The 23592-nt window shown below is 41.8% G+C and carries 25 protein-coding genes; 3 read left to right on the top strand and 22 right to left on the bottom strand.

From position 1 onward, the window contains the following. Positions 1 to 19 precede the first annotated feature (19 nt). The 10 genes from prmA to gpr all read right to left on the bottom strand — a co-directional run bounded on the left by prmA (position 20) and on the right by gpr (position 11868). Positions 20 to 955, bottom strand: a complete 936-nt coding sequence (gene prmA, locus ACTJKA_RS03905) for a 50S ribosomal protein L11 methyltransferase (protein WP_019743216.1) — start codon at positions 953 to 955, stop codon at positions 20 to 22. A gap of 22 nt (positions 956 to 977) precedes the next feature. Continuing rightward, positions 978 to 2111: a molecular chaperone DnaJ gene (gene dnaJ / locus ACTJKA_RS03900; RefSeq protein ID WP_008342467.1), complete on the bottom strand. Its 1134-nt coding sequence runs from the start codon at positions 2109 to 2111 to the stop codon at positions 978 to 980. A gap of 165 nt (positions 2112 to 2276) precedes the next feature. Continuing rightward, positions 2277 to 4115 carry a molecular chaperone DnaK gene (gene dnaK / locus ACTJKA_RS03895; RefSeq protein WP_008342469.1) on the bottom strand — a complete coding sequence of 613 codons (1839 nt, stop codon included), beginning with the start codon at positions 4113 to 4115 and terminating at the stop codon, positions 2277 to 2279. 24 nt (positions 4116 to 4139) lie between these two features. Further along, the gene (gene grpE, locus ACTJKA_RS03890) at positions 4140 to 4697 is read right to left on the bottom strand and encodes a nucleotide exchange factor GrpE (RefSeq protein WP_008342471.1); all 558 of its coding nucleotides are present in this window, start codon (positions 4695 to 4697) and stop codon (positions 4140 to 4142) included. A 63-nt stretch (positions 4698 to 4760) separates the two neighbouring features. Then, positions 4761 to 5792: a heat-inducible transcriptional repressor HrcA gene (gene hrcA / locus ACTJKA_RS03885; protein WP_008342473.1), complete on the bottom strand. Its 1032-nt coding sequence runs from the start codon at positions 5790 to 5792 to the stop codon at positions 4761 to 4763. An 81-nt stretch (positions 5793 to 5873) separates the two neighbouring features. After that, positions 5874 to 7013, bottom strand: coding sequence for a radical SAM family heme chaperone HemW (gene hemW / locus ACTJKA_RS03880; protein WP_440607637.1), 1140 nt, complete (start codon positions 7011 to 7013; stop codon positions 5874 to 5876). Positions 7014 to 7127: 114 nt separating this feature from the next. Then, entirely contained in the window at positions 7128 to 8966 is a 1839-nt protein-coding gene (gene lepA, locus ACTJKA_RS03875) for a translation elongation factor 4 (RefSeq protein ID WP_008342476.1), read from the bottom strand. Between the two features lie 165 nt (positions 8967 to 9131). After that, positions 9132 to 9464, bottom strand: coding sequence for a YqxA family protein (locus ACTJKA_RS03870; RefSeq protein WP_017367631.1), 333 nt, complete (start codon positions 9462 to 9464; stop codon positions 9132 to 9134). A 13-nt stretch (positions 9465 to 9477) separates the two neighbouring features. Next, entirely contained in the window at positions 9478 to 10686 is a 1209-nt protein-coding gene (locus ACTJKA_RS03865; protein WP_050827433.1) for a stage II sporulation protein P, read from the bottom strand. A gap of 66 nt (positions 10687 to 10752) precedes the next feature. Then, on the bottom strand, positions 10753 to 11868 hold the full coding sequence (gene gpr / locus ACTJKA_RS03860; protein WP_440607636.1) for a GPR endopeptidase: 1116 nt from the start codon (positions 11866 to 11868) through the stop codon (positions 10753 to 10755). Positions 11869 to 12066: 198 nt separating this feature from the next. On the opposite strand from gpr, the gene rpsT reads away from it, so the two are divergent. Further along, positions 12067 to 12333 carry a 30S ribosomal protein S20 gene (rpsT, locus tag ACTJKA_RS03855; protein WP_008342485.1) on the top strand — a complete coding sequence of 89 codons (267 nt, stop codon included), beginning with the start codon at positions 12067 to 12069 and terminating at the stop codon, positions 12331 to 12333. A 134-nt stretch (positions 12334 to 12467) separates the two neighbouring features. Here the strand turns inward: rpsT and holA are convergent, their stop codons facing one another. Further along, positions 12468 to 13487 (bottom strand): DNA polymerase III subunit delta, encoded by a 1020-nt coding sequence (holA, locus tag ACTJKA_RS03850; protein ID WP_017358025.1) that lies wholly within the window; start codon positions 13485 to 13487, stop codon positions 12468 to 12470. Positions 13488 to 13725: 238 nt separating this feature from the next. On the opposite strand from holA, the gene ACTJKA_RS03845 reads away from it, so the two are divergent. Then, complete coding sequence (locus tag ACTJKA_RS03845; RefSeq protein ID WP_008342491.1) at positions 13726 to 13860, top strand: YqzM family protein; 135 nt, start codon at positions 13726 to 13728, stop codon at positions 13858 to 13860. 39 nt (positions 13861 to 13899) lie between these two features. Here ACTJKA_RS03845 and ACTJKA_RS03840 read toward each other — a convergent pair whose 3' ends face one another. The 3 genes from ACTJKA_RS03840 to ACTJKA_RS03830 all read right to left on the bottom strand — a co-directional run bounded on the left by ACTJKA_RS03840 (position 13900) and on the right by ACTJKA_RS03830 (position 17484). Continuing rightward, positions 13900 to 16227 (bottom strand): DNA internalization-related competence protein ComEC/Rec2, encoded by a 2328-nt coding sequence (locus ACTJKA_RS03840; protein ID WP_440607643.1) that lies wholly within the window; start codon positions 16225 to 16227, stop codon positions 13900 to 13902. Further along, entirely contained in the window at positions 16220 to 16789 is a 570-nt protein-coding gene (locus ACTJKA_RS03835) for a ComE operon protein 2 (protein ID WP_099496617.1), read from the bottom strand. Before ACTJKA_RS03835 ends, ACTJKA_RS03840 begins: the two co-directional genes overlap by 8 nt. 65 nt (positions 16790 to 16854) lie before the next feature. Then, positions 16855 to 17484, bottom strand: a complete 630-nt coding sequence (locus tag ACTJKA_RS03830; RefSeq protein ID WP_440607635.1) for a helix-hairpin-helix domain-containing protein — start codon at positions 17482 to 17484, stop codon at positions 16855 to 16857. Between the two features lie 90 nt (positions 17485 to 17574). On the opposite strand from ACTJKA_RS03830, the gene comER reads away from it, so the two are divergent. Next, on the top strand, positions 17575 to 18423 hold the full coding sequence (gene comER, locus ACTJKA_RS03825) for a late competence protein ComER (RefSeq protein WP_008342498.1): 849 nt from the start codon (positions 17575 to 17577) through the stop codon (positions 18421 to 18423). Between the two features lie 48 nt (positions 18424 to 18471). On the opposite strand, the gene ACTJKA_RS03820 is transcribed toward comER, so the two are convergent. Genes ACTJKA_RS03820 through ACTJKA_RS03785 form a run of 8 tightly spaced genes read right to left on the bottom strand, consistent with a single transcriptional unit; the run spans position 18472 to position 23489 of the window. Further along, positions 18472 to 19215: a class I SAM-dependent DNA methyltransferase gene (locus ACTJKA_RS03820; RefSeq protein ID WP_341041945.1), complete on the bottom strand. Its 744-nt coding sequence runs from the start codon at positions 19213 to 19215 to the stop codon at positions 18472 to 18474. Beyond that, on the bottom strand, positions 19212 to 19568 hold the full coding sequence (gene rsfS / locus ACTJKA_RS03815; RefSeq protein WP_326115787.1) for a ribosome silencing factor: 357 nt from the start codon (positions 19566 to 19568) through the stop codon (positions 19212 to 19214). The genes ACTJKA_RS03820 and rsfS overlap by 4 nt, the downstream gene beginning before the upstream one ends. Positions 19569 to 19580: 12 nt before the next feature. After that, positions 19581 to 20144: a bis(5'-nucleosyl)-tetraphosphatase (symmetrical) YqeK gene (yqeK, locus tag ACTJKA_RS03810; RefSeq protein ID WP_017358029.1), complete on the bottom strand. Its 564-nt coding sequence runs from the start codon at positions 20142 to 20144 to the stop codon at positions 19581 to 19583. Further along, on the bottom strand, positions 20134 to 20703 hold the full coding sequence (locus ACTJKA_RS03805) for a nicotinate-nucleotide adenylyltransferase (RefSeq protein ID WP_440607634.1): 570 nt from the start codon (positions 20701 to 20703) through the stop codon (positions 20134 to 20136). The genes yqeK and ACTJKA_RS03805 overlap by 11 nt, the downstream gene beginning before the upstream one ends. 13 nt (positions 20704 to 20716) lie before the next feature. Further along, positions 20717 to 21007: a ribosome assembly RNA-binding protein YhbY gene (yhbY, locus tag ACTJKA_RS03800; protein ID WP_008342507.1), complete on the bottom strand. Its 291-nt coding sequence runs from the start codon at positions 21005 to 21007 to the stop codon at positions 20717 to 20719. Continuing rightward, on the bottom strand, positions 21001 to 21843 hold the full coding sequence (aroE, locus tag ACTJKA_RS03795; RefSeq protein WP_008342509.1) for a shikimate dehydrogenase: 843 nt from the start codon (positions 21841 to 21843) through the stop codon (positions 21001 to 21003). Before aroE ends, yhbY begins: the two co-directional genes overlap by 7 nt. 21 nt (positions 21844 to 21864) lie before the next feature. After that, entirely contained in the window at positions 21865 to 22965 is a 1101-nt protein-coding gene (gene yqeH, locus ACTJKA_RS03790; RefSeq protein ID WP_440607633.1) for a ribosome biogenesis GTPase YqeH, read from the bottom strand. 2 nt (positions 22966 to 22967) lie between these two features. Further along, the gene (locus ACTJKA_RS03785) at positions 22968 to 23489 is read right to left on the bottom strand and encodes a YqeG family HAD IIIA-type phosphatase (RefSeq protein WP_008356191.1); all 522 of its coding nucleotides are present in this window, start codon (positions 23487 to 23489) and stop codon (positions 22968 to 22970) included. Positions 23490 to 23592 lie beyond the last annotated feature (103 nt).

The following is a 23592-nucleotide window of genomic DNA, read 5'->3' as shown; positions in this document are numbered from 1 at the left end:
GTCCTGACACCTACTCGCTTTATTTTTTCGCTATAATGCTGACCCAATCTTCCATTGACAGCACTTCAACAATCTCAAAACCGGCTTCTTCTAAAGCCGTTTTGACTTGTAATTTCTTTTGTCCGATAATGCCTGATGTAATAAAGTAACCGTCTTTCTTCAATAGATCATACGCTTGATCTGTAAAGCGCAAGATGACCTCTGCAAGGATGTTGGCCACAATCACATCGCGTTCACCTGAAATCCCATCAAGTAAATTGTTTTGTTTTACCGTTACTTGGTCGCTCACACCATTTAATTCGATGTTCTGCTTTGCACTTTCCACTGCAACGGTGTCGAGATCAAATGCATGAATGTCTTTTGCACCGAGCATTGCAGCGGCAACACTTAAAATGCCAGATCCTGTTCCAACGTCAATCACCGTGTCGTTTTCCTTCACATAGCGCTCAAGCGCCTGAATGCAAAGAACCGTTGTTGGATGTGTACCGGTTCCAAATGCCATTCCAGGGTCCATTTCGATGATCAATTCATCAGAATGAACGGGTGTGTACTCTTCCCATGTTGGGACGATGGTAAATTTCTCAGAGATTTTCACAGGATGATAGTATTTCTTCCATGCAGTCGCCCATTCTTCTTCGTTTACTTCACAAATTGACAGTGTATTTCGTCCAAGGTCAATATCGTATAGAAGAAGATTGTTGATGGCTTCTTTGATCTCATCTACCGTTTCCATCAAAAAGCTATTCATCGGAAGGTAGGCTTTGACGATAACCCCTTCCTCAGGATAATCATTCGGATCGAGCTGGTAGATCTCACCGTATACATTTTCACGTTCCTTGACTAAATCAAGCGGGTCCTCAATCACGACACCACTTGCACCTGCTTCATGCAAAATATTGGTGATCGGTTCCACCGCTTCATTTGTTGTATGGACGCTAATTTCTGACCACTTCAATACTACCAACTCCTTATCCGTCTTACTCGCCTTTAAATGCGCGTTTCACCTTATCGAAAAAGCTCATTTCTTGTTCGTCCGGTTTATTTCCGCTCACTTCAGCAAATTTTCTAATGATATCTTTTTGATTTTCAGTTAAATTCGTCGGTGTTACGACGCGTACAACGATATGCTGATCGCCTTGACCATAACCGCGTACATTTTTTACACCTTTTCCTTTGAGTCTAAACTTCGTACCCGTTTGTGTGCCCGCGGGAACTTTTAATTTGACTTTCCCATGTAATGTCGGCACTTCAATTTCATCACCTAGTGCAGCCTGCGCAAAGGTAAGCGGCATTTCGCAGTAGATGTCATCTCCATCTCGTTCGAAGAATTCATGCGCCCTCACATGGAAAACAACAAATAGATCGCCTGGAGGTCCTCCATTTACACCTGGTTCACCTTGACCAGATACTCTAAGCTGCTGACCATCGTCCACACCTGCTGGGATCGTCACATTGATTTTCTTACGCTTACGCACTTTACCAGATCCACCACATGTTGAACACTTATGTTCAATTTGTTTACCAGTTCCGCTACAGTAGTTACATACTCTGCGGTTGACTACTTTACCAAATGGCGTGGATTGCTCGACATTTAGTTGACCTGATCCGCCGCAATGTGAGCATGTCTTCGCCTGTGTTCCAGGTTTTGCACCTGATCCATGACACGTTTCACATGATTCCTCGCGGGGAATCTCGATCGTTGCTTCTTTCCCAAATGCCGCTTCTTCAAATGAAAGGGTCATTGTATATTGAAGGTCCGCTCCTTGACGCGGTGCATTTGGATCTCTTCTTCTGGCTCCGCCGCCAAAAATACTAGAGAAGATGTCATCAAAGCCGCCGAAGCCGCCAAAGTCTCCTCCACCGCCAAATCCGCCGCCACCAAATCCTTGGTTTGGATCGGTGTGACCGAACTGGTCATAATGTGAACGTTTTTGATCGTCAGAAAGGGTTTCATAGGCTTCTTTTACTTCTTTGAATTTATCATCTGAGCCAGCTTCTTTATTAATATCAGGGTGATACTTTTTTGAAAGCTTGCGGTATGCCTTTTTGATTTCGTCCTTTGAGGCGCTCTTACTCACGCCAAGCACTTCATAGTAATCACGCTTACTCATCTCTTCACACTCCCGATTTTCTCACATAAATACGATTGTATCATTTTAAATTGATCTTTTTCAATTCCTTTTCATCGTTGAAAAGAAAAAAGTCAAAGCCAAGAGATCCTGACTTTGACTTTCTGACGAGTACGTTTCAGCAGTCTTTTTCAAAAGTAAAGGTGATTATTTTTTCTCTTGATCGTCGTTTACTTCTTCGTATTCTGCATCCACTACATTGTCATCTGCTTTTTGAGCACCTTCAGCGCCTTCTTGCTGAGCTTGTGCTTGTTTTGCAGCTTCTTCATAGAGCTTTGTCGTTAGTTCTTGAACGATTGTTTGTAGCTCATCTTTTTTCGCTTTGATGTCTTCAAGCTCGCCTTTTTCGATCGCAGCTTTTAGTGCATCTTTTGCATCATTCGCTTTTTTCACTTGCTCTTCATCGATTTTGCCTTCAAGATCTTTTAATGTTTTTTCTGTTGTAAACACTAATTGATCTGCTTCATTGCGCACTTCGATTTCTTCTTTTTTCTTTGCATCTGCTTCAGCATTTTCTTCTGCTTCTTTGACCATTTTTTCGATCTCATCATCAGAAAGACCTGAAGAAGATTTGATTGTGATGTTTTGCTCTTTGCCTGTACCCATATCTTTCGCACGTACGTTGACAATACCGTTTTTATCGATATCAAAAGATACTTCGATTTGTGGTACGCCGCGTGGTGCTGGCGGGATATCAGTCAATTGGAAACGACCTAATGTTTTGTTGTCTGCTGCCATTGGACGCTCACCTTGTAAGACGTGAATGTCTACAGCAGTTTGGTTGTCAGCAGCCGTTGAGAATACTTGAGATTTACTTGTTGGAATGGTTGTATTACGTTCAATCAGCTTTGTGAATACGCCGCCCATTGTTTCAATTCCTAAAGAAAGTGGTGTGACGTCAAGAAGAACAACGTCTTTGACATCTCCAGTGATAACTCCACCTTGAATTGCCGCACCAAGTGCAACTACTTCATCAGGGTTTACGCCTTTATGAGGCTCTTTACCTGTTTCTTTTTTGATTGCTTCTTGTACTGCAGGAATACGAGTTGATCCACCAACAAGGATGACTTTATCAATCTCGCTAGCAGATAGACCAGCATCTTTCAGTGATTGACGTACAGGTGTCATTGTACGCTCTACAAGGTCTGCAGAAAGCTCTTCGAATTTAGCTCGCGTTAGCGTTAATTCTAGGTGAAGAGGACCTGCATCTCCAGCTGTGATAAATGGCAGTGAGATTTGTGTAGATGATACACCAGAAAGATCTTTTTTCGCTTTTTCAGCAGCATCTTTTAAACGCTGAAGCGCCATTTTATCTTTAGAAAGATCAATGCCGTTTTCTTTTTTGAATTCAGCCACTAGATGATCGATGATGACTTGGTCAAAATCGTCTCCACCTAGACGGTTGTCCCCAGCAGTTGAGCGTACTTCAAAGACGCCGTCTCCAAGTTCAAGGACCGATACGTCAAATGTACCGCCACCAAGGTCATATACAAGGATCGTTTGATCTTCATCTGTTTTATCTAAACCATAAGCAAGTGCAGCTGCTGTTGGTTCGTTGATGATACGTTCTACTTCAAGACCAGCAATTTTACCAGCATCTTTTGTTGCTTGGCGCTCTGCATCGTTGAAGTAAGCAGGAACTGTAATAACCGCTTTTGTTACTTCTTCGCCAAGATAAGCTTCAGCGTAAGATTTAAGGTGTTGAAGGATGATTGCAGAGATTTCCTGCGGCGTGTAGTTCTTGCCTTCAACTTCTACTTTATAATCTGTACCCATATGTCTTTTAACAGACATGATGGTGTTCGGGTTTGTAATTGATTGACGTTTCGCTACTTCACCTACTTGGCGCTCTCCATTTTTAAAAGCGACAACAGATGGTGTTGTACGTGCTCCTTCAGCGTTTGCAATAACTTTTGGCTCGCCGCCTTCGAGTACTGCAACACATGAGTTTGTTGTTCCTAAGTCAATACCAATGATTTTACTCATATTCGATGACCTCCCATTATGTAGTTATTGATTTACTTTTACCATTGATGGACGAATAACTCGGTCTTTGAGTTTATAGCCCTTTTGCAATTCTTCTACAACGATGTTTGAATCGTAGTTTTCATCTTCAACTTGCATGACGGCTTGATGAAGGTTTGGATCGAACTCTTTGCCGACAGCTTCAATTGGTTCAACGCCTTCATTTTTCAACGCTTCTACCAGCTGGCGGTAAACCATTTGCATACCTTCTAACAAACTTTTCGTCTGCTCATTGTCTGGATCGATTCCAAGCGCTCTTTCAAAGTTGTCGAGAGCTGGGAGAAGGTCGCTGACAACATGTTGAGAACGATATTTTTGCACGGTCTCCACTTCAGTTCGAGCACGGCGTTTATAGTTTTCAAAATCTGCTTGAACACGCAGAATTTTGTTTTCTTTTTCATCTAGAAGCTGCTGCAATTCATCAATCTTCTCTTGGAAGGCAGACTGTTCATCGTGCTTTACTTCCTCAGTTTCTGCTTGAACTGCTTCTTCTTGTGCTTCAACCTCTGCTGCTTGCTCAGGTGTCTGTTTTTCTTCTGACATTGTGTTCACCTCCCTCAAAAGATTCAATTATACGAAGGGGCTGTGCCCCCACCTTTTATCACCCTACTCATCATACAAATTGGAAAGTGCGTTTGACAAGTCTTTTGATACATGATGCAAAAGACTAACGACTCGCCCGTAATCCATACGGGTTGGACCAATGACAGCGATGGAGCCGAGTGATTTTTGATCAATCGCATAAGTTGCTGTGATTAAACTGCAGTTCTCCATTGCTTCCAAATTGTTTTCTGAACCGATTTTAATGGTGATTCCTTGCTGATTTGGATGAAACAGCTGCATGACATCGTTCTTTTGTTCAATCAGCATCATGAGTGAACGAATGCGGTCAATGTCATGAAACTCTGGCTGGTTCAACATATTAATCTTCCCGCCAAAGAAAAGTTTTGATTCATTTTGTGTTGAAGTGAATGTGTTACCAAGTGCATCTAAAATATGATCATAGTCTTTTAAATGCGTGCGAAGGAGCATCACTACTTCTTTATACATCCTGTCCTTCAGCTGATCCATCGGGACTCCGGCTAAGCGGCTGTTTAAAATATTCATTAGCTTCTCAATATCGGAGACATCAAGATGCTCAGAGAAGGTAATGGTTTTGTTTTCAACATGCCCGCTGTCTGTAATCATAATCGCTACTGCTTTATTAGGCTGGACAGGGACAAGCTGAATTTGCTTCAATCGATTTTCACTTAGCTTTGGACCAAGGACAATCGATGTGTAGTTTGTGAGATCTGATAAAATTTCCGCCGATTTTTGAACTGTTTTTTCCAGCTCAAAAATTTTCTCCTGAAATACTGACTGGATGAGCACAAGCTCTTTAGATGACAGTTTTCGCGGAGAGAGCAAATGATCTACATAATAACGATATCCTTTTTCGGAAGGAATTCTTCCTGATGAAGAATGGGTCTTTTCAATAAAACCGAGTTCCTCCAAATCAGCCATTTCGTTTCTAATCGTCGCAGAGCTGAATGTAATGTCTTCTTTTTTGGAAAGAGTCCTTGATCCAACTGGCTGCGCCGAACGAATAAAGTCATTAATAATGACTTGTAGAATCAAAAGCTGACGATTTGTTAACATCATCATCACCCCTGTTAGCACTCTCTTTCAACGAGTGCTAATTGTATAAACAAAATTACCAAACTCAAATTAAAATGTCAATTATAACTCACCGAGAAACGCTTGAAATACTTCATTCCCTAACAATTTTCCTTTTCTTGTTAAACGAATGCCAATCTCATCCTGTTCAATGAGACCTTTTTCTGCTAATTCTTCAAGAATGGCGGGAAAGAGTGCTACTGGTGATGCTCCAAATTTCGCTTGAAAGTGAGCACTTTTCACGCCTTCAATTTTCCGCAAACCTAAGAACATTTCTTCTTCAATCTGTTCTGCTTTTGTCACCTGATGCGTTTCCTTATATGGAAACCCTGTTTGTTCAATGAGCTCTAAGTAGTGCTTCACTGGTCCAGCGTTCACATTACGGACGCCATCTACATACCCGTGCGCTCCTGCGCCAAAACCAAAGTAATCTTCGTTGCTCCAATAGGTGAGGTTATGCTGGCTTTCAAAACCTGGTTTGGCGTAATTGCTAATCTCATATTGTTTGAGTCCATGCCGCTCCATTTCATCCATGACGAGCTCATACATTTCAGCCTCACGTTCTTGCGGTGGTAAATGCAGTTTCCCTTTTTGCATCAAATTGTAAAAGACCGTCTTTGGCTCGACAATCAGCGAATAAACCGAATAATGTTCTGCACCTAATGAAAAAGCGGTCTGTAGTGAATGCATGACATGATGCTTCTCTTGATGAGGCAAACCAAACATAAGATCAAGACTAATGTTGTCAAACCCAACTGCTCTTGCTCGCTCGAAAGATGTGAGAACATCTTTCTTTTGATGAACCCGTCCGATTTTTTTGAGCAGGTCATCTTCAAATGTTTGAACACCAAAGCTCAGCCGATTAACGCCTGCTGATTTTAAGACATTCAATTTCTCAAGCGATAGTTCGTCTGGGTTTGCTTCTACTGCAAACTCGATTAAGTTTTTGGTTGGTTTTAATACGCGGTGAATACTGTCCATAAGCTGATCTAACTGGCTGGTTGTGAGTGATGTCGGGGTTCCTCCGCCAATAAAGATCGTCTTTAGTTCTTGCTCCCCTTTTTGATCGATCGTGTGCTGCATTTCTTTTTCAAGAGCGGCTAAGTATTCATCGACCGGCTGGGTTTTAATGAAAAATTTATTAAAATCACAATAGTGACAAATGTGCTCACAAAATGGAATGTGAATGTATGCTGCTTTCAATTATTGACACCTTCTTTACAGGTAAAGAGCCGCAGTTTATCGCTGCGGCCTCTTCGTTTGTTTTCGACTATAAACGTCAAGGCGAGCATTGTAAAGCAGGTTGCCTTGAGGATGTTATTTTTTCGGTGTGCTGTCGTCCATTTTCAGCACGGCCATAAATGCTTCTTGTGGGACTTCTACAGAACCCACTTGCTTCATGCGCTTTTTCCCTTCTTTTTGCTTCTCAAGAAGCTTTCTTTTCCGGGAAATATCTCCACCATAACACTTCGCTAGTACGTTCTTGCGCATTGCTTTAATGGTAGACCGTGCAACAATCTTTTGACCGATCGCTGCCTGAACTGGTACTTCAAAGTGCTGGCGCGGAATCAGTTCTTTCAGCTTTTCTACAATGATCTTTCCGCGTTCATATGCATAATCGCGGTGAACAATAAAGGAAAGCGCATCGATTTTTTCGCCATTAAGCATGATATCCATTTTCACTAGAGTGGATGGGCGATAGCCGATCAGCTCGTAATCAAAGGATGCATACCCTTTTGTATTGGACTTTAATTGATCAAAGAATTCGTATACGATCTCTGCCAGAGGAATTTCGTACACAATACTTACGCGGTTTGCATCAAGATATTGCATATCAATGAAATTGCCGCGCTTTCCTTGGCAAAGCTCCATCACAGAACCAACATAATCATTTGGCACCATCATTGTTGCCTTCACGTATGGCTCTTCAATTCGCTCAATCTTTTGCGGATCAGGCAAATTGGATGGGTTATCTACGACGATTTTTTCTCCGTCTGTCATATACACATCGTAAATAACACTTGGCGCTGTCGTAATAAGGTCGATTTTAAATTCACGTTCAATCCGTTCTTGGATGATTTCCATATGAAGCATGCCAAGGAAGCCGCAGCGGAAGCCGAAGCCAAGTGCTTGGGATGTCTCTGCCTCATATTGAAGTGAAGAATCATTTAATTCAAGCTTTTCTAACGCTTCACGCAAGTCGTTATATTTCGCTGTGTCAATTGGATAAAGGCCGCAGTACACCATTGGGTTCAGCTTTCTATATCCAGGCAGAGCTTCTTTCGCAGGGTTTACCGCACTTGTGATCGTATCCCCTACTCGTGTATCACCAACGTTTTTAATGGCAGCTGTTAAATAGCCAACATCTCCAACAGTGAGTTCGTCTGTTGGCATTGCTTTCGGTGTAAATACGCCGACTTCAAGCACTTCAAATTCTTTGCCTGTCGCCATCATCTTGATTTTTTGACCCGGTTTGACGGTTCCTTCGACAATTCGTATGTAAGCAATGACGCCACGATACGCATCGTAGAGAGAATCAAAAATGAGGGCTTGAAGTGGTGCTTCCGGATCTCCAGCTGGTGCCGGCACCTTTTCGACGATTTGTTCTAAAATATCCTCGATCCCGATGCCCGCCTTAGCAGAGGTAAGAACAGCTTCAGATGCATCCAACCCGATGACATCTTCAATTTCTTGTCTTACACGTTCAGGTTCTGCACTCGGCAGATCAATTTTGTTAATGATCGGCAGGATTTCTAAGTTGTTATCAAGAGCTAAATAAACGTTCGCTAGTGTCTGTGCTTCAATGCCTTGTGCTGCATCCACCACAAGAATTGCACCTTCACAGGCAGCTAGGCTTCGAGATACCTCATAGGTGAAGTCGACATGCCCTGGTGTATCAATCAGGTGCATAATATATTCTTCTCCATCCTTCGCCTGATATTTCAGCTGGACAGAGTTTAATTTGATCGTAATGCCGCGTTCACGCTCTAAGTCCATGGAATCAAGTAATTGTTCTTTCATTTCTCGTTGCGTAATCGCCGCTGTTTTTTCCAAAATACGGTCAGCCAATGTGGATTTCCCATGGTCAATATGGGCGATAATGGAGAAATTTCGAATTCTTGATTGCCGTTCTAATCGTTTTTCTTTATCTGTCACAATCTATCACTCCTACTATAAAACGCGGGTTGCGCTAGGTTAGATTATATCAATAGGGCTGTAAAGATTCAATCGAAATCAAGAAAAGCCGCTCATCGGTTAGCGGCTTTCACGAAAAGGTGTGATATCTTATGAAATAACATCCAACATGATGCTTACAACAGTTTATTTACCATTCACCCAATCATAAAGTGTACGGGCTGCATGCGTCATACCTTCTGATAATGCTTTTCCGGCCTTAGAGAAGGCATTAAAGCTCTCCATTTCTTCTAGCTGCTTTTGTTTTTCTGCTAAGTCTTTTTGTGTGACAGCTGTTCCGAGGATAGAAGCTTCTTTTTCTTGATCATCATTCGTTTGGACAGTGAAGGCCCCTTTTAATTGCGGATCATGATACCCTTTCATTTGAAGCATGCCATTATTAGCTTGCTGCATTCCTAAAAAGACACCGAATAGCAATACGAGCGATAAAATAATGGTTTTTCCGATAAATGAGCCCATGTCCTCCACCACCTTAAGACCGTTTTTTCTCATCCTTTGCTTTGCCGTCTACCTTTTCTGCGTCCCAGAAAATTTCACTGAACACATCAGCTGCTGCATTGGATGCGTTTTTCAGTTCTTCCATATTATTATCCACACCGCCAAATTCTAATAGGAGGGCTTTGTCAGATAAATCTTGATTATAGATTCCATTATCACCAATTTCTCCTTTGGCAAACACACCGACACTAAGTCCTTTATATTTTTTCTCCATCAAATGGTGGAACTCTGTCGCCAGCTTTAAGTTTTTCTCATAGCTTTGATTCTTCTTCCCTACAACAAACGCGATTCTCGCATATTTCTTGCCTTTGATTTCTACTGTCGTATCTTTCTTTCTTCTTGAATCCCGGTGAATATCGATTAAGTAATCTAGGTCATCATTTTTAGCGAGAGCCTCTTTTACAACCAATCTGGATTCATTATATGATTGAGGATACTTCAACCCTTTTTTCAGCAGTCTTTTTTCAATTTCTGTTTTATCCACTGTGTTGCCGATTCCTTGCTGATCGAGCGCTTTACCAAACATCTCCCCGACAAGGGTGACGTTCACTTTTGAGTGGCGCGCATTGTTTGGGTTTGTTTCTCCTTTTAAAAATGGTAAATATGATTCCGTATTATGTGTGTGATAAATGTATACAGCTTTTCGTTTTCCTGTCGACTGGTCCGGCTCTTTTGCAGGCGTTTTCGGTTCATCTTCATCAAGCTTGTCCAGCTCAGCTAGATTTGCTTCTTTTTCATCTTTGATGACTTCACTTGGAGGCGGCGATTCCATTGGCATATTCGTATAGTCTGTACCTTCACCTGCTAGGATGATTTTTGTATCAAAATGTTCAAAGCCTGGCAGCTCTCTTCCTAGAAAACTGCGGGGGTCTTCTAAATTGATACTTGTGGCAAGTTTGAGTGACAGCCCGGAGAAATGAAATCCTTTTTGATCTTCAGGGACTGCTGAGGAAAAATATTGATTTTCCATCCCCATTAGAGTTGCAAAGAATGCCCCTGACAGCTCATCTGCCACACCATATAATGATGCTTGAGGCCTAAGCTCAGGTTTTAAAGACGTCAAAGCCCCTGACATGACAAACACAACCACCAGAGAGACAATAAACAAAAAAATACTCTTCACTACTTTTGTTCCATTAATCGCAACGACCAACTGTCGAGGACGGCGAGGTCTTTTTTTCATGATTTACTCCCTCCAGCACGCTTTCTAGTAATTACACTATGAGCGAGCTAGAGAAAGTAGAACTGTTTAATGATTATAGGAACCCATGTTGTCTTGAGAGATTTTTTGATGAAGTGCTGTATTTAACCCATTGGCGAGTACGTTCGCCATGTCATCAATGAATGTATCCACTTCCTTCGGTGTGACCATTAGATTTTGTCCAAGCGGTGCAAGCACCTCATGGATCAACTGTCTTTTTTCTTCTTCAGGAAGCGTTCCGACGATTCCTAAAAAGGATTGACGCGTTTCATCATCTGGTAAATCCTCTTCATTCAGCACTTTTTTCTTCCCAAATGTCAGACCCGCTGGTACTAAAGATCGGGAAGGTCTATCATCTTTCAGTTCTCTACCAAAATGCTTTAACACGTAATCAATCGTGTCACTTGCGATCGTGACTGCATCGACCACTGTCGGTACACCAATGGCAATGACTGGAATCCCCAAGGTCTCTTTGCTTAATTCTTTTCGTTTATTTCCGACACCCGATCCTGGATGTATACCTGTATCAGAAATTTGAATTGTCGTATTCACCCGTTCTACTGCACGTGCAGCTAGTGCATCGATGGCGATCACAAAATCTGGTTTAGATCGTTCAATGACACCTTGTATAATGTCACTTGTTTCTATACCAGTCAGTCCCATGACTCCAGGCGATAATGAAGACACTGGGCGATAGCCTTCCTGCACATTCTCAGGCTGTAATTCAAATAAGTGGCGTGTCACCAGCAAATTTTCAACTGTGAGCGGCCCTAAAGCATCCGGCGTGACATTCCAGTTTCCGAGTCCTACGACAAGACAGCTCGCATCCGCCTGAATGCCGTGATCTTTTAAAAACTGAGCAAAATGATGGGCAAAAACTTCGACCACTTTTTCTTGCATCTCAGAGTCTTTCTCACGAATTCCTTGCGCCTCAAGCGTCAAGTATGTCCCTGCCTTTTTTCCGGTCAACTCTTCTCCTTCTGTCGTAATCTCCACAGTGCGGATGCGGATGCCGTGCTCTTCCTTCTCATTCTCAACAATTCCTTGAATACCGTCCTTTTTGACCACATTCGGATCGTTCTCTTGTTCTAGTATCTCTTTTGTTTCAACGGCCAAATCGGTCCGGATTTGATAAGCGCTTAAATCGAGTTTCTGTTTCTTCATGAAAAGGCTCCTTCCATCAAGTAATTAACAGTAGTCTTTCCATCTCGTTCAAGAAACATTCGAGCGCTTCATCAATGAAAAATACTTTACATTTATATTGCATTCTAAAGGTGTGTTTGATAGAATACAATTTGTTCTATTGTGAAGATTTAACCTTAAGACAATTGTGTTTAGGTTGTATCTTAGGAGGTGAAACACATGCCAAATATTAAATCAGCGATCAAACGTACAAAAACGAATAACGAACGCCGTGCACACAACGCAACAATCAAGTCTGCGATGCGTACTGCGATTAAACAAGTTGAAGTTTCTGTAGCTAACAACGATGCTGAGCAAGCAAAAGCTGCTCTTTCTTCTGCTGCAAAACGCATTGACAAAGCCGTTAAAACTGGTCTTGTACACAAAAACGCAGCTGCGCGTTACAAATCAAGACTTGCGAAACAAGTAAACGGACTTTCTGCATAATGTTTGCAACGCCTCAGTGATGAGGCACCTGTTTAACTGTACGTCCGTCCTGAACGGCTCAGCCATAAGGACAGACTGGCAATTATACATCTAAACAAAAACGACCCTCTTTTGAGAAGGTCGTTTTTTTATGTTCAAGCCCCTAATAACCGAAGCAGGAACAATTCTAATAATAGCTGCTTGTCCTTTTTACCCGTTTTCATTTCATAATCAATCGTGGAGAGCTCTTTGACGATGTACTTTAGCTCTTCTTCTGAAAACAGTCTTGCCTGATCCATCGCGAGTTTGACCCGAAAAGGGTGGACTTTCAGGTTTGACGCAATTTGTTTTTGCCCGTATCCCTGCTGAGCAAAGTACTTTGTCTGCAATATCAACCGAAATTGATTTGAAATGAGTGCCAATATTTTAATGGGTTCCTCATTTTGCTTTAGGAGGTCATAAAACATTTGCATCGCTTCAGACCGGCGCCTGTTCACGATTTGGTTAATCAGTTCGAAAATATTCTGCTCCAAACTTCGTGCAACGAGCTGATTGACATCCGCCAGCTCAATTTCCTCTCGCTGCCCAATATATGTACTTAGCTTTCGAACCTCTTGAAAAAGTGAGGACAGGCTCCCGCCACATAACATGACAAGCTGTTCTGCCGCTTCAGCCGAGATTGTTTTTCCTTCTGTTTTCACCAGCGTGATGGTGAAATCTGTTGTTTCTTTCGGATTTAACTCTTTCGCCTCAACTACAGCCGCTTTCTTTTTTAACAATTTGGTGATTTTCTTACGTTCGTCCAGTTTTTCATATGGGGCCAATAACACGAGAATCGTGTAGGGTGCTGGCTTTTCTAAATAAGCTTCTAACACAGAAAGCTGATGCTCGATCTTTTCTTTTTTCTTTTCTGCAGTGAGGAAATAAGGGTTCTTGATCACAACGAGACGCCGCTCTCCCATAAACGGAAATGTTTCTGCGTCCGTCACAGCCTGCTCAAGCGGCACCTCTTCCATATCGAAGACAGAGTAATTAAAATCCTTTGTTTCTTCGTCGACGACAGCTTGTCTCAATTTTGCAGCTGTCTCTTGAAGTAAATACGTTTCTTTTCCATATAAGCAATAAACGGGGTGAATATCCCCTTTTTTTAAATTGTTCCATACTTCAAAGACCATTCGCTTAAATCCCTCTCTTTCACTTCCTCCTCTATCCTAAAGTGTGTAGAGACATTAGTAAAGAGGAAGCTGAAAGTGCCGCCTCCTCATTTATAGTAAACGTCTCACGTAAGCTCCCGGGTCAGCTTACAGTCAGACGATATTCACAAAATGATCATGAAAATGGAAAACGGTTACTTTACCTTCTAGCAATTCCAAATGAGTTCAAGTATACTAAAAATAGCCAGGAGGGATGAAAATGAATGAATTTGAAAAGAATGTTCAAAGCAAGCGGAATGATGTGACCGACTCAGCTGTTGGTTTTATCGTCACATTCGGATTTTTCGCCTCAATGTTTATTTTGGCAACTGTGATACACCTCGTTGGATCTTAACTACATGAATGCAAGATGACTGCCGTTTTGGCAGTTTTTTTATTGATTTTGTAAGATATCATATGGAGGATGAGCGTAAAATGTTCCATCCTCTTCAAGAAATTCATAGGTCACACTTCCATCGATATCTGTACGATACACCCTTGTTTGATGATCATTTAATTTTTTCAAAACTTCTTGATGAGGATGCAGATACCGATTTCGTTCACCTGCTGAAATCAGTGCATATGACGGATTCAAATGCTGAAGCCATTCTTCACTTGTTGATCCTTTACTCCCGTGATGCCCAACCTTCAAGACATCCGCTCGTAGCTTGGGGTAAGCTTGAATGATGTCTCGTTCCCCTTCTTGTTCAAGATCCCCAGTCAGCATAAAACGCTTGCCGCCAAGCGTAAAGGTGAGGACCAGTGAATCATTATTTTTACTCGTCACCTGGTCACGAGCTGGATGCAGAACGTCAAATTTTTGTCCTCCAATTCTCAGCTGATCCCCTCTTTCCAACTCATCTACAGGAATCCGTTGATCAGCCGCTTCCTTTAAAAGCTGCGCATCCTCTGGATTTCGAGCAAAGCCTTTTGGGATTGCAAGGCGTTTGACTTTATTTCGCTTTATTAACCGCATCGCTTCTCCCATGTGATCTTGATCTGCGTGGGTAAGGATGAGGACATCAAGTTTTGCTATGCCTTTAGAATGCAGAAATGGAATAAGGGTTTGATCCCCAATTGTAGATACTTTACGTCTTTTTTTCCATGGCTCTTCTTCAAAAGAAAGCCTGCCTCCTGTATCAACTAATATATGCCCGGTTCGATAAGGTAGCTGAATAAACAAACTATCCCCTTGTCCTACATCTAACATCGTGACCTCTCCTTTTTGAAGAAAATTCGGCGTGAAATAGTGTACAGACAGCACACAAACGAGAATCAAAATCGGCACAAGATAAGATTTGATAGAAGTTTTACATTCCATCACAATGAATAGAAAAACAATGGAGGAAACCTCTAGGAGCACATGCCACCATGTCGATTTCATAAAAATGAGAGTAAGACTATCGTAAGCAGCCATGTGTGCAGACAATTGATGACTAAACTGGATCACCCAATCAAGCAGCTGAAACAGTGTTTGTCCAAGCGGAAGATAAATGATAGATAAAAGAAAAAAGAATAAGGACAGAGGCATGACAACCATTGTATAAAAAGGAACAAACATCATATTTAAAGGAACACTCAGCAAGGAAAATTGTTGAAAATAATATAAAAGAACAGGAAGCGAAGCAAGCTGTGCAATCAAGGAAATGAGGAATAACTGCATCACCGAACTTTTTGCTTTTGATAAAATACTAGTGGATAGCAAAATAAATAAGGTCACCACAAATGACAGTTGAAAACCGACATCAAATATATAAAGTGGTTGAATGGCTAATAAAAGCAAGAACGCTGCACTTAACACGACCGCAGAAGGCTGTTTCATTTCTTTTGGCAGACTTGTGATGACTAAATAAATTCCAGCCATGAGACAGGCTCTTAACACAGACGGTGCAGCACCTGTTAAACAAGCATAAACCGGCAAAAAGGATAATAAAAGAATACGCGCTGTCTCTCTTGTCACGCCAGCGCGAAGTAGACACCAAAATAGACAAGCGAGCAATGTTTGAACATGAAGTCCTGAAATGGCTAATAAATGAATGATGCCAAGCATTTGATAATCTCTTAATGTATCAGGGTCTATTAAATCACGATCGCCAAAAATAAGTGCCTGCACAATCCCAACAGAACTCTTCGGGACATGATCTTCTAGAAATTTCAGCCCCTTCTGCCTAATAGATGAAAGGTCATGTGAAGGACTGTCATGTTTCGTGCAGCTTTTCATAGACTGCGTTAAGAAAATAGCATCAATGCCTTTTGTTTTTAGAAATTGATCATATTGAAAGCCATTCGGTATGGTAGCATGTTTAGGTAACCGAACCTCACCTGTCATATGACAGCTCATACCTGGCTCAACATCTTTTAACGCTTCTTTTTCACGCTCCGTTTGAATCGTATAAAATGCCGCTAGTCGACCATTCTCTGATGAAACAGTCGCTGAAAAGCGATTGCCATCTATTTTCGGAATCGTTTCAATCACAACCGAATGAGAAAATACTTTTTCTTGTATGGGATGATCCGTTTCAAAAAACTGATGCACCATAAAAATGAGCATATAGATCGTTCCACACAAACTGACCATTAAAAAGAGCTGGGGTGTTTTTTTCAGCAGACTGAAAAGAAGACATACAAGAAGAAAAAGGAGAAAATACAAATGAAGATGATATGCGGCCAGAGCAATTCCAGCAGCTGCTGAAATCGCCCCGAACGGCAAATACTTAGACATAGGAAGTAAATAATTGATTCGCCTTTTCATGCATTTGACGAATCTCTGTTTCGCTACGTCCTGATTCACTTAGTTTGCCTATTAAATCCGCAACAAAGGCTAATTTTTCTTGGTTTTTTAAGTCAATAATCATCTCATCTAGTTCAACCTGTTCTATTTGAACTCCGGCTTGTTCGAATAAATCAACAGCATATGGATGATTTTTATAATCCTTCGCATAATACACTGTTCGAATACCTGCTTGAATAATCGCTTTACAGCACTGCAAACAAGGAAAATGCGTCACATATATTTCAGCATCAGCCGTTGGTGCACCAAATTTGGCACATTGTAAAATAGCGTTCATCTCCGCATGGATTGTACGAACGCAGTGATGATCTATCACATAGCATCCTACATCTGCACAATGCACGTCACCGGCAATGGATCCATTATATCCACCTGCGATGATGCGCTTGTCTCTTACGATCGTTGCCCCAACAGCTAGCCGCTCACAGGTGCTTCGCAAGGCAAGCAAATGGCTTTGAGCCATAAAATATTGATTCCATGAAATTCTCTCCACGAGCTGATCCCTCCAGAATGATGGTTGGTATTAAGTGTACATGCCTTTCTTCTATACCGTCAATTCTACTTGACCGTCAGTTGATTTTTCAGCCGTTCAATGGTCTTCTCTCCAAAACCCGAAATATTCCGTAAATCTTCAATTTGCTGAAATTCTCCATGTTCTTCTCTATACGTAATGATGGCTTCCGCTTTGGCTGGGCCTATTCCGTTAATGGTCTGCAATTCCGCTGCATCAGCTTGATTGACATTCACCCCTTGACTCTGTTCATTTCCCGGCGGCGCATTAGCCGCTGCTGTTTGTCCCTGCTTGTCAGCTTCCCCCTTCTTTCGTACATAAATCATCATACTGTCCTCTAATTTTGCTGCTTGATTGATGTCAACTGTATCTGCCTTGCTCGTAAAACCACCTGCTCTTTTAATGGCTTCTTCAACTCTGTCCTCAGCCATAAATGCATAAACGCCCGGCTTCCGTACAGCTCCTTTGACCTCTACTACGATGGATGTTGGCTCTTTTTCTGCACTCTCTTGTTTTTCTTCTAATGTGACTTGCGTTTCATGTTGTTCTTTCAATACACCTGGCTCGGCGCTGTCTTTCTCTTTTCCTACTAAAAAGCAGAAACAGATGATGAGGAGGATGATGATTCCCGCTATCAGATAGAGACTGTATTTTTTCAACGAAATGAGCTGCTTCACTTGTTCACGCTTCTTTCAATCATATTTTCACGCTGCTTCACATACTGTTTAGAAGATAACAGATCCTATGCGTCTAAGGAGGGAGAACGTTTGAATATAGGGTTAATCGGTACAGGAAACATGGGTACCATACTTACTGAGGCATTTATTGAATCAAAAGCAGTCAATCCCTCATCCATCACCATTACAAATCGGACCATCGAAAAAGCGTTCAATATAAAAAAGAATCACCCAGAGGTCGAAGTGACGAAACAGCTTTCAGGAGCTGTAACGGATAAAGATTTCATCTTTGTTTGTGTCAAACCACTTGATATTTATCCGCTTTTAAAAGAGCTGAGCCCACTTTTAAAAGAACAGCAAACCATTGTCATCATTACAAGTCCGGTTCATCCTGAACAGCTTCAAGATATTGTTCCTTGTCAAACAGCCAGACTGATCCCAAGCATCACCAACCGCGCATTATCAGGCGCATCACTTTTAACATTTGGTTCATCATGCAATGTCACGACAAAAGCAGCGCTCAGACAACTCGCTTCCCGCATTTCAACACCAATCGAAATTCATCATTCAATCACACGGGCAGCCTCAGATATTGTCAGCTGCGGTCCTGCCTTTATTAGCTTTCTTGTTCAGAAAATGATCGAAGCCGCCGTTGAAGAAACAGATATTTCAAAAGAAGAAGCCACCACCTTATCAGAAGATATGCTTGTAGGACTTGGCCGTTTGATTGAAAAAAGGGTGTATACCCTGCCTACACTGCAAGAGAAGGTGTGTGTAAAAGGCGGCGTCACCGGCGAGGGTATTAAAGCACTTGAAGCAGGTGTTCAAGATATGTTCCATCAGCTTTTCCAGAACACTCATGACAAGTTCGATGAGGATGTAGAAGCGGTTGCGCATCAATATCCACCGAGTGTGTTTACTGATGATCTCAGAAATTAAACATCTTCGCAACAAGCGAAAAAAGGGTTTTAAAAAAACCATCGTCCATTAAACGATGGTTTTTGGTTTCTTCGCTGAAATAAAATATCTTTCTGCACATTCCTGAGGTGCTTCATTTGTAAAATCAGCGGTCACTTCAATCTGTTCAAAGCCAGCGGACTCAAGGAACGCTGCATATGTCTCAAAAGGAAATGTACGTTGTTCGTGCGTTTCATCATAACGCTCATACACGTCTCCGTCTTTTACAAAAAAGCTTAAATCATGAATGACCGAAAATGGACGATCTCCTATATCACTTTGCCAAATATAGCTGATTTCTTCATCTTGATCGGCATAAGTAGAACCAGGAAATACCTCTTCCATTTTATAAGGGGTATGAACATCAAACAATAAAACCCCACCTGTCTCTAAAAGCTGAAACATGTTTTTAAAGGTTTTTTTGACGTCATTTTCGTTTTTTAGATAATTCAAAGAATCACAGCAAATAACCGCTGCTTGAAAAGTTTGTTCAAACCCCTCAAGTTCTCTCATATCTTGATGTAAAAATTGAATAGACTGCTTATGAGCCTGTGCTTTTTGCTGCGCAAATGCCAGCATCTCTTCACTTAGATCAATTCCTGTGACCATGTGGCCTTTTGCAGCTAACCGAAGAGAGATCTCTCCAGTTCCACAACCTACATCGATAATCGCACTATTCGGCTTGATATGCCGCTGTATCCACTGAACCCATTCATCATAAGGGGCATGTGTCATGAGCTCATCATACACACCTGCAAACCCTTGATAAATCATGAGTTAATGCCAAGCGAAAGCGTTTCTCTCGGCGCATCTCCCCAAAGCTTCTCTAAGTTATAGTATCCTCTTTCCTCTTTGTGGAACACATGAGCAATGACATCTCCTAAATCAATCAAGACCCATCTTGCTTCGTCAAAGCCTTCCATCTTTTTAACTTCGATGCCGCCTTCTTCTGCAAGGTTTTTCACTTCTCTTGCAATGGCCTGTACTTGTTTGTCAGAATTCCCGTGACAAATGAGAAAATAATCTGCAACAAGTGAGATCCCTTGCATATTCAGGGCAATAATGTCCTCTGCCCGTTTATCATCGCACGCTCCTGCTGCGATGTTTAAAATTGATGATGCATCCATCAAAATTCCTCCTTAGTTGTTCTTTTGCACAAGTGAGTTATAAGTAGCAAGTGTATCTGGGAAAACTGGCTGATTCTTTTTCATTAAAAAGCTGACGGTGTTTTTTAAAGATTGAATCAAGGCAAGGTCCAAATCCTGCTCTGCTAACTCTCTTACTTCCTCTACACCAGGAAAATGGCGTCCTGGCTCTATATAGTCGGCGACATAAATAACTTTTTCAAGCAATGTCATGTTCGGTCTGCCGGACGTATGGAATTCAATGGCTGTTAAAATATCTTGGTCGTCAATTCCAACTTCTTTTTTGACCAAATAGGCACCAACTGGGGCATGCCAAAGCTCAGGTGAATATTTAAGCAATAGAGGGTTCATCTGTTCTTGCTGGATGATGCCCTTCATTTCTTCTTTCGGTCTAAATTTAGCATAATCGTGGAAAATAGCCGCGACCTCTGCTTTTTTCACATCTGCACCAAAACGTTCAGCTAATGAAATGGCCGTCTCCATTACCCCAATTGTATGTGTATATCTATGCTCTGTTAACTGCTGTTTGACACAGTTTAAAGCTTCTTCACGATTCATATAAATGATGCTCCTTTATATAACACTCAACCGCTTTCGGAATCAAATAATCAACAGGTTGCCCCTGCTTCATTCGCTGCCTAATCAATGTCGATGATACATCAAAAGCCGGAACATCTGCAAACAAAAGAGGATACGCCGTATTTCCTTCATAACCTGGTCTTTTCATCCCAATAAAGGTGATCATCTGAAGCAAATCATCGATTCTGTGCCATTTCGGCAAATACTCGACCATGTCCGCTCCAATCATAAAAAAGAACTCATCTTCAGGATGGCGCTTCTTCAACAGCTCAACCGTATCTACTGTATAAGATGGGCCCTCCCGCTCCATTTCAATAAGCTCAACTCGAAAATGAGGATTTGTCTGAATCGCTTTTTCCACCATTTTTATGCGGTGATGACTCTCTGCTCGTTTTCGGCCCGTTTTATGAGGGGGCTTGTGATTTGGGATAAACCAAATTTCATCAAGCCCTACTTGGAAACGCACCTCACTTGCCATCAGCAAATGCCCATTGTGCGGGGGATCAAACGTACCGCCGAACAATCCTATTTTTTTCATATCATATCCACCTTTACGGCAGCTTAATTTGTTTATTTTCCTTTGATTCCTTATAAAGGACAATCACATTTCCGATCGTTTGAACGAGTTCAGCTTTTGCACCTTTTACAAGTGCTTTTGCAACCTCTGTTTTGTCCTCGTCGCAGTTTTGCAATACGCTGACTTTCAAAAGTTCTCTTGCTTCAAGCGCCTCGGAAATTTGCTTGACCATATTGTCATTTACCCCGCCTTTTCCAACTTGAAAAATAGGTGATAAATGATGTGCTTGCGCACGTAAAAAACGTTTTTGCTTACCTTTTAACATGGTGTTCCTCCTAATTTCTCTATGACAATTGACTTCATTTTTCGGGCGTCAGGTGTAATGCCCGTCCACAGTTCAAAGGCTCTTACCGCCTGACCAACAAACATGCCGACGCCATCGACTGTTTTCAAACCTAACCCGGCTGCTTCGCTTAGCAGCTTTGTTTCTATTGGATTATACACAATATCACAAACGACCGCTGTTTTTTTTGCGTTCGCTAAAGAAATGGGGGTTTCTTCAACATTCGGATACATACCAATTGAGGTCGTATGGATGATGACATCATATTCCCCAAGCCGCTCTTCTGCTGTATTTAATGCAATGGCACGAGATGTGATTTTCCCATCGGCACTTTCAATTAAAGCCTCAGCTTTTTCAATCGTGCGGTTGGCGATATCAAATTGTTTCGGTGCATACTCAGCAATTGTCGTGTAAATCGCTCTTGCTGCTCCACCAGCACCAAGCAGGAGAAATGACAGCTCTGATAACGGCTGATCCAACGCTTCAAGCAATGAATGAAGAAAGCCTTCTCCATCTGTATTGTACCCAACGAGCTGATCTCCTTCGAGACGCACCGTATTGACGGCACCAAGGCGTTCAGCTGTCACATCAATTTTGTCGAGGTACTTCATGATTTCTACCTTGTGCGGAACAGTGACGTTAATGCCGCTGATTCCTAACGCTTTCATGCCGCTAATCGCATCTTTCAGGTCATCATTTTCTACTTGAAAGCCATGATAATGTCCATCAATTCCAGCATCCTTTAATGCTGCATTATGAATATCTGGAGACATTGAATGGCCAACAGGGTTACCGATTACTCCGTATAAAGGTTTCAAGGTCTCTCCCCCTCTGAACATTTAAATTAACGAACGTCTCATAAACACGTGCACACCTTTTGGCGCATACACTTTGATTTGTTTCCCAGCATCATTTGCCGTCACCCAGCCTAATCCTGAAAAGACAATGTCCATTTTTGGCTGATCGATGGTGAAAGTGTGCGGAACGAGCGGCGGGAAATCTTCCATTCCCTCTTTTGATGGCGGTGAAAGCAGCTCACCTGCATGCTTTTCATATAACTCATCTGCATTCTCCAACTTTGTCCTGTGAATGTTGAGTTCATTAGGCATGTAGCAAACAAAGGATGTTCTGCCGCCTTTTACATAATCAAATCGAGCCAGTCCGCCAAAGTAAAGCGTTTGAGCTTCATTTAACTGGAACGTTCTCGGTTTCAATTCTTTTTTCGGCGTTAAAATCTTTAAGTCATTTTTGCCGACATAGTGCGCCATTTGATGGCGGTTGATGATCCCCGGTGTATCGAATAAAGCAGACCCGTCATCAAGCGGGATTTCAATCGCATCAAGTGTTGTCCCTGGGTATTGGGATGTGGTGATCACATTCTCTTCTCCAGACACCTCTTTGATAATGCGGTTAATAAATGTTGATTTCCCAACATTTGTACAGCCGACAACATAGACATTTCTGCCCTCACGGTAATGATCAATGGCCTCCATAACCTCAGGCACACCTTGTCCTCTGCTCGCACTGATTAAAAACACATCAATCGGATTGAGCCCATTTTCTTTTGCTTCCCGCTTCATCCATTGAACAAGACGGTCTTTTTTCACGGATTTCGGTAAAATATCTACCTTGTTGCCGACCAGTAAAATGGGATTACCACCAACAATACGGCTCAGTCCATTAATCCAGCTTCCGTTAAAGTCAAAAATATCAACGAGCTTGACGATCAAAGAATCAGTCTCGCCAATGCTGTGTAAAATATTTAAAAAGTCGTCTTCTGTTAAAGATACATCCTGAATTTCATTGTAGTTCTTTAACCTAAAACAGCGCTGACAGATCACATCTTCTTTCAATAGAGATGCTGCCGGCGCATATCCTAATTGATCTTTATCTTCCGTCTGAATGGCTACACCGCAGCCAATACAAACAACCTTTTCCATTATTACTCTTCCTCCCACTGAATGTGGCCCTTACGCTTTAAGGCTCCTAAAATTCTGCGTTCAATCTGCCTGTTAAACTTCGTGAAAAATCCGTCCGATGCCGCAACAGGTACAACCAAAATGGTATGGAAGCCATGCCTGTTTCCGCCAAGCACATCTGTCATAAGCTGATCGCCAATGACAACCACATCTTCTTTCTTCAATTGCATATCAGCGACGGCCTTATTAAAGGCTCTTCCCATCGGTTTTCTCGCTTTATAAATAAACGGGATATGAACCGGCTCAGAAAAAAGCTTGACCCTTTTTTCATTATTGTTCGATACAATCGTCACCTGTATCCCGTGATCTTTCATCTCTTGAAACCATTCAATTAAACGCGGGGTCGCACTTGGACGATCCCATTCTACTAGTGTGTTATCTAAATCCGTAATAATTCCTTTTACATTTCGTTCTTTTAGTTTTTGCGGCGAAATGTGGAAAATACTTTTCACAAATTCATCCGGTAAGAAATACTTCTTTAGCACAATTTGCACCCTTTCTTCCATTGGTTTTTCAGCGATTGTGTCGAATCAAATCACAATTTGTCTGTCTATCGAATACAATGAAAAAGTTTTCGACATATGATGA

This window comes from Bacillus sp. 22190 (genome assembly GCF_052045575.1).
In the GTDB taxonomy this organism is placed as follows: Bacteria; Bacillota; Bacilli; order Bacillales; family Bacillaceae; genus Bacillus; species Bacillus altitudinis.
The sequence above is the reverse complement of the archived record's forward strand: the minus strand, read 5'-3'. Positions and strand labels throughout refer to the sequence as shown.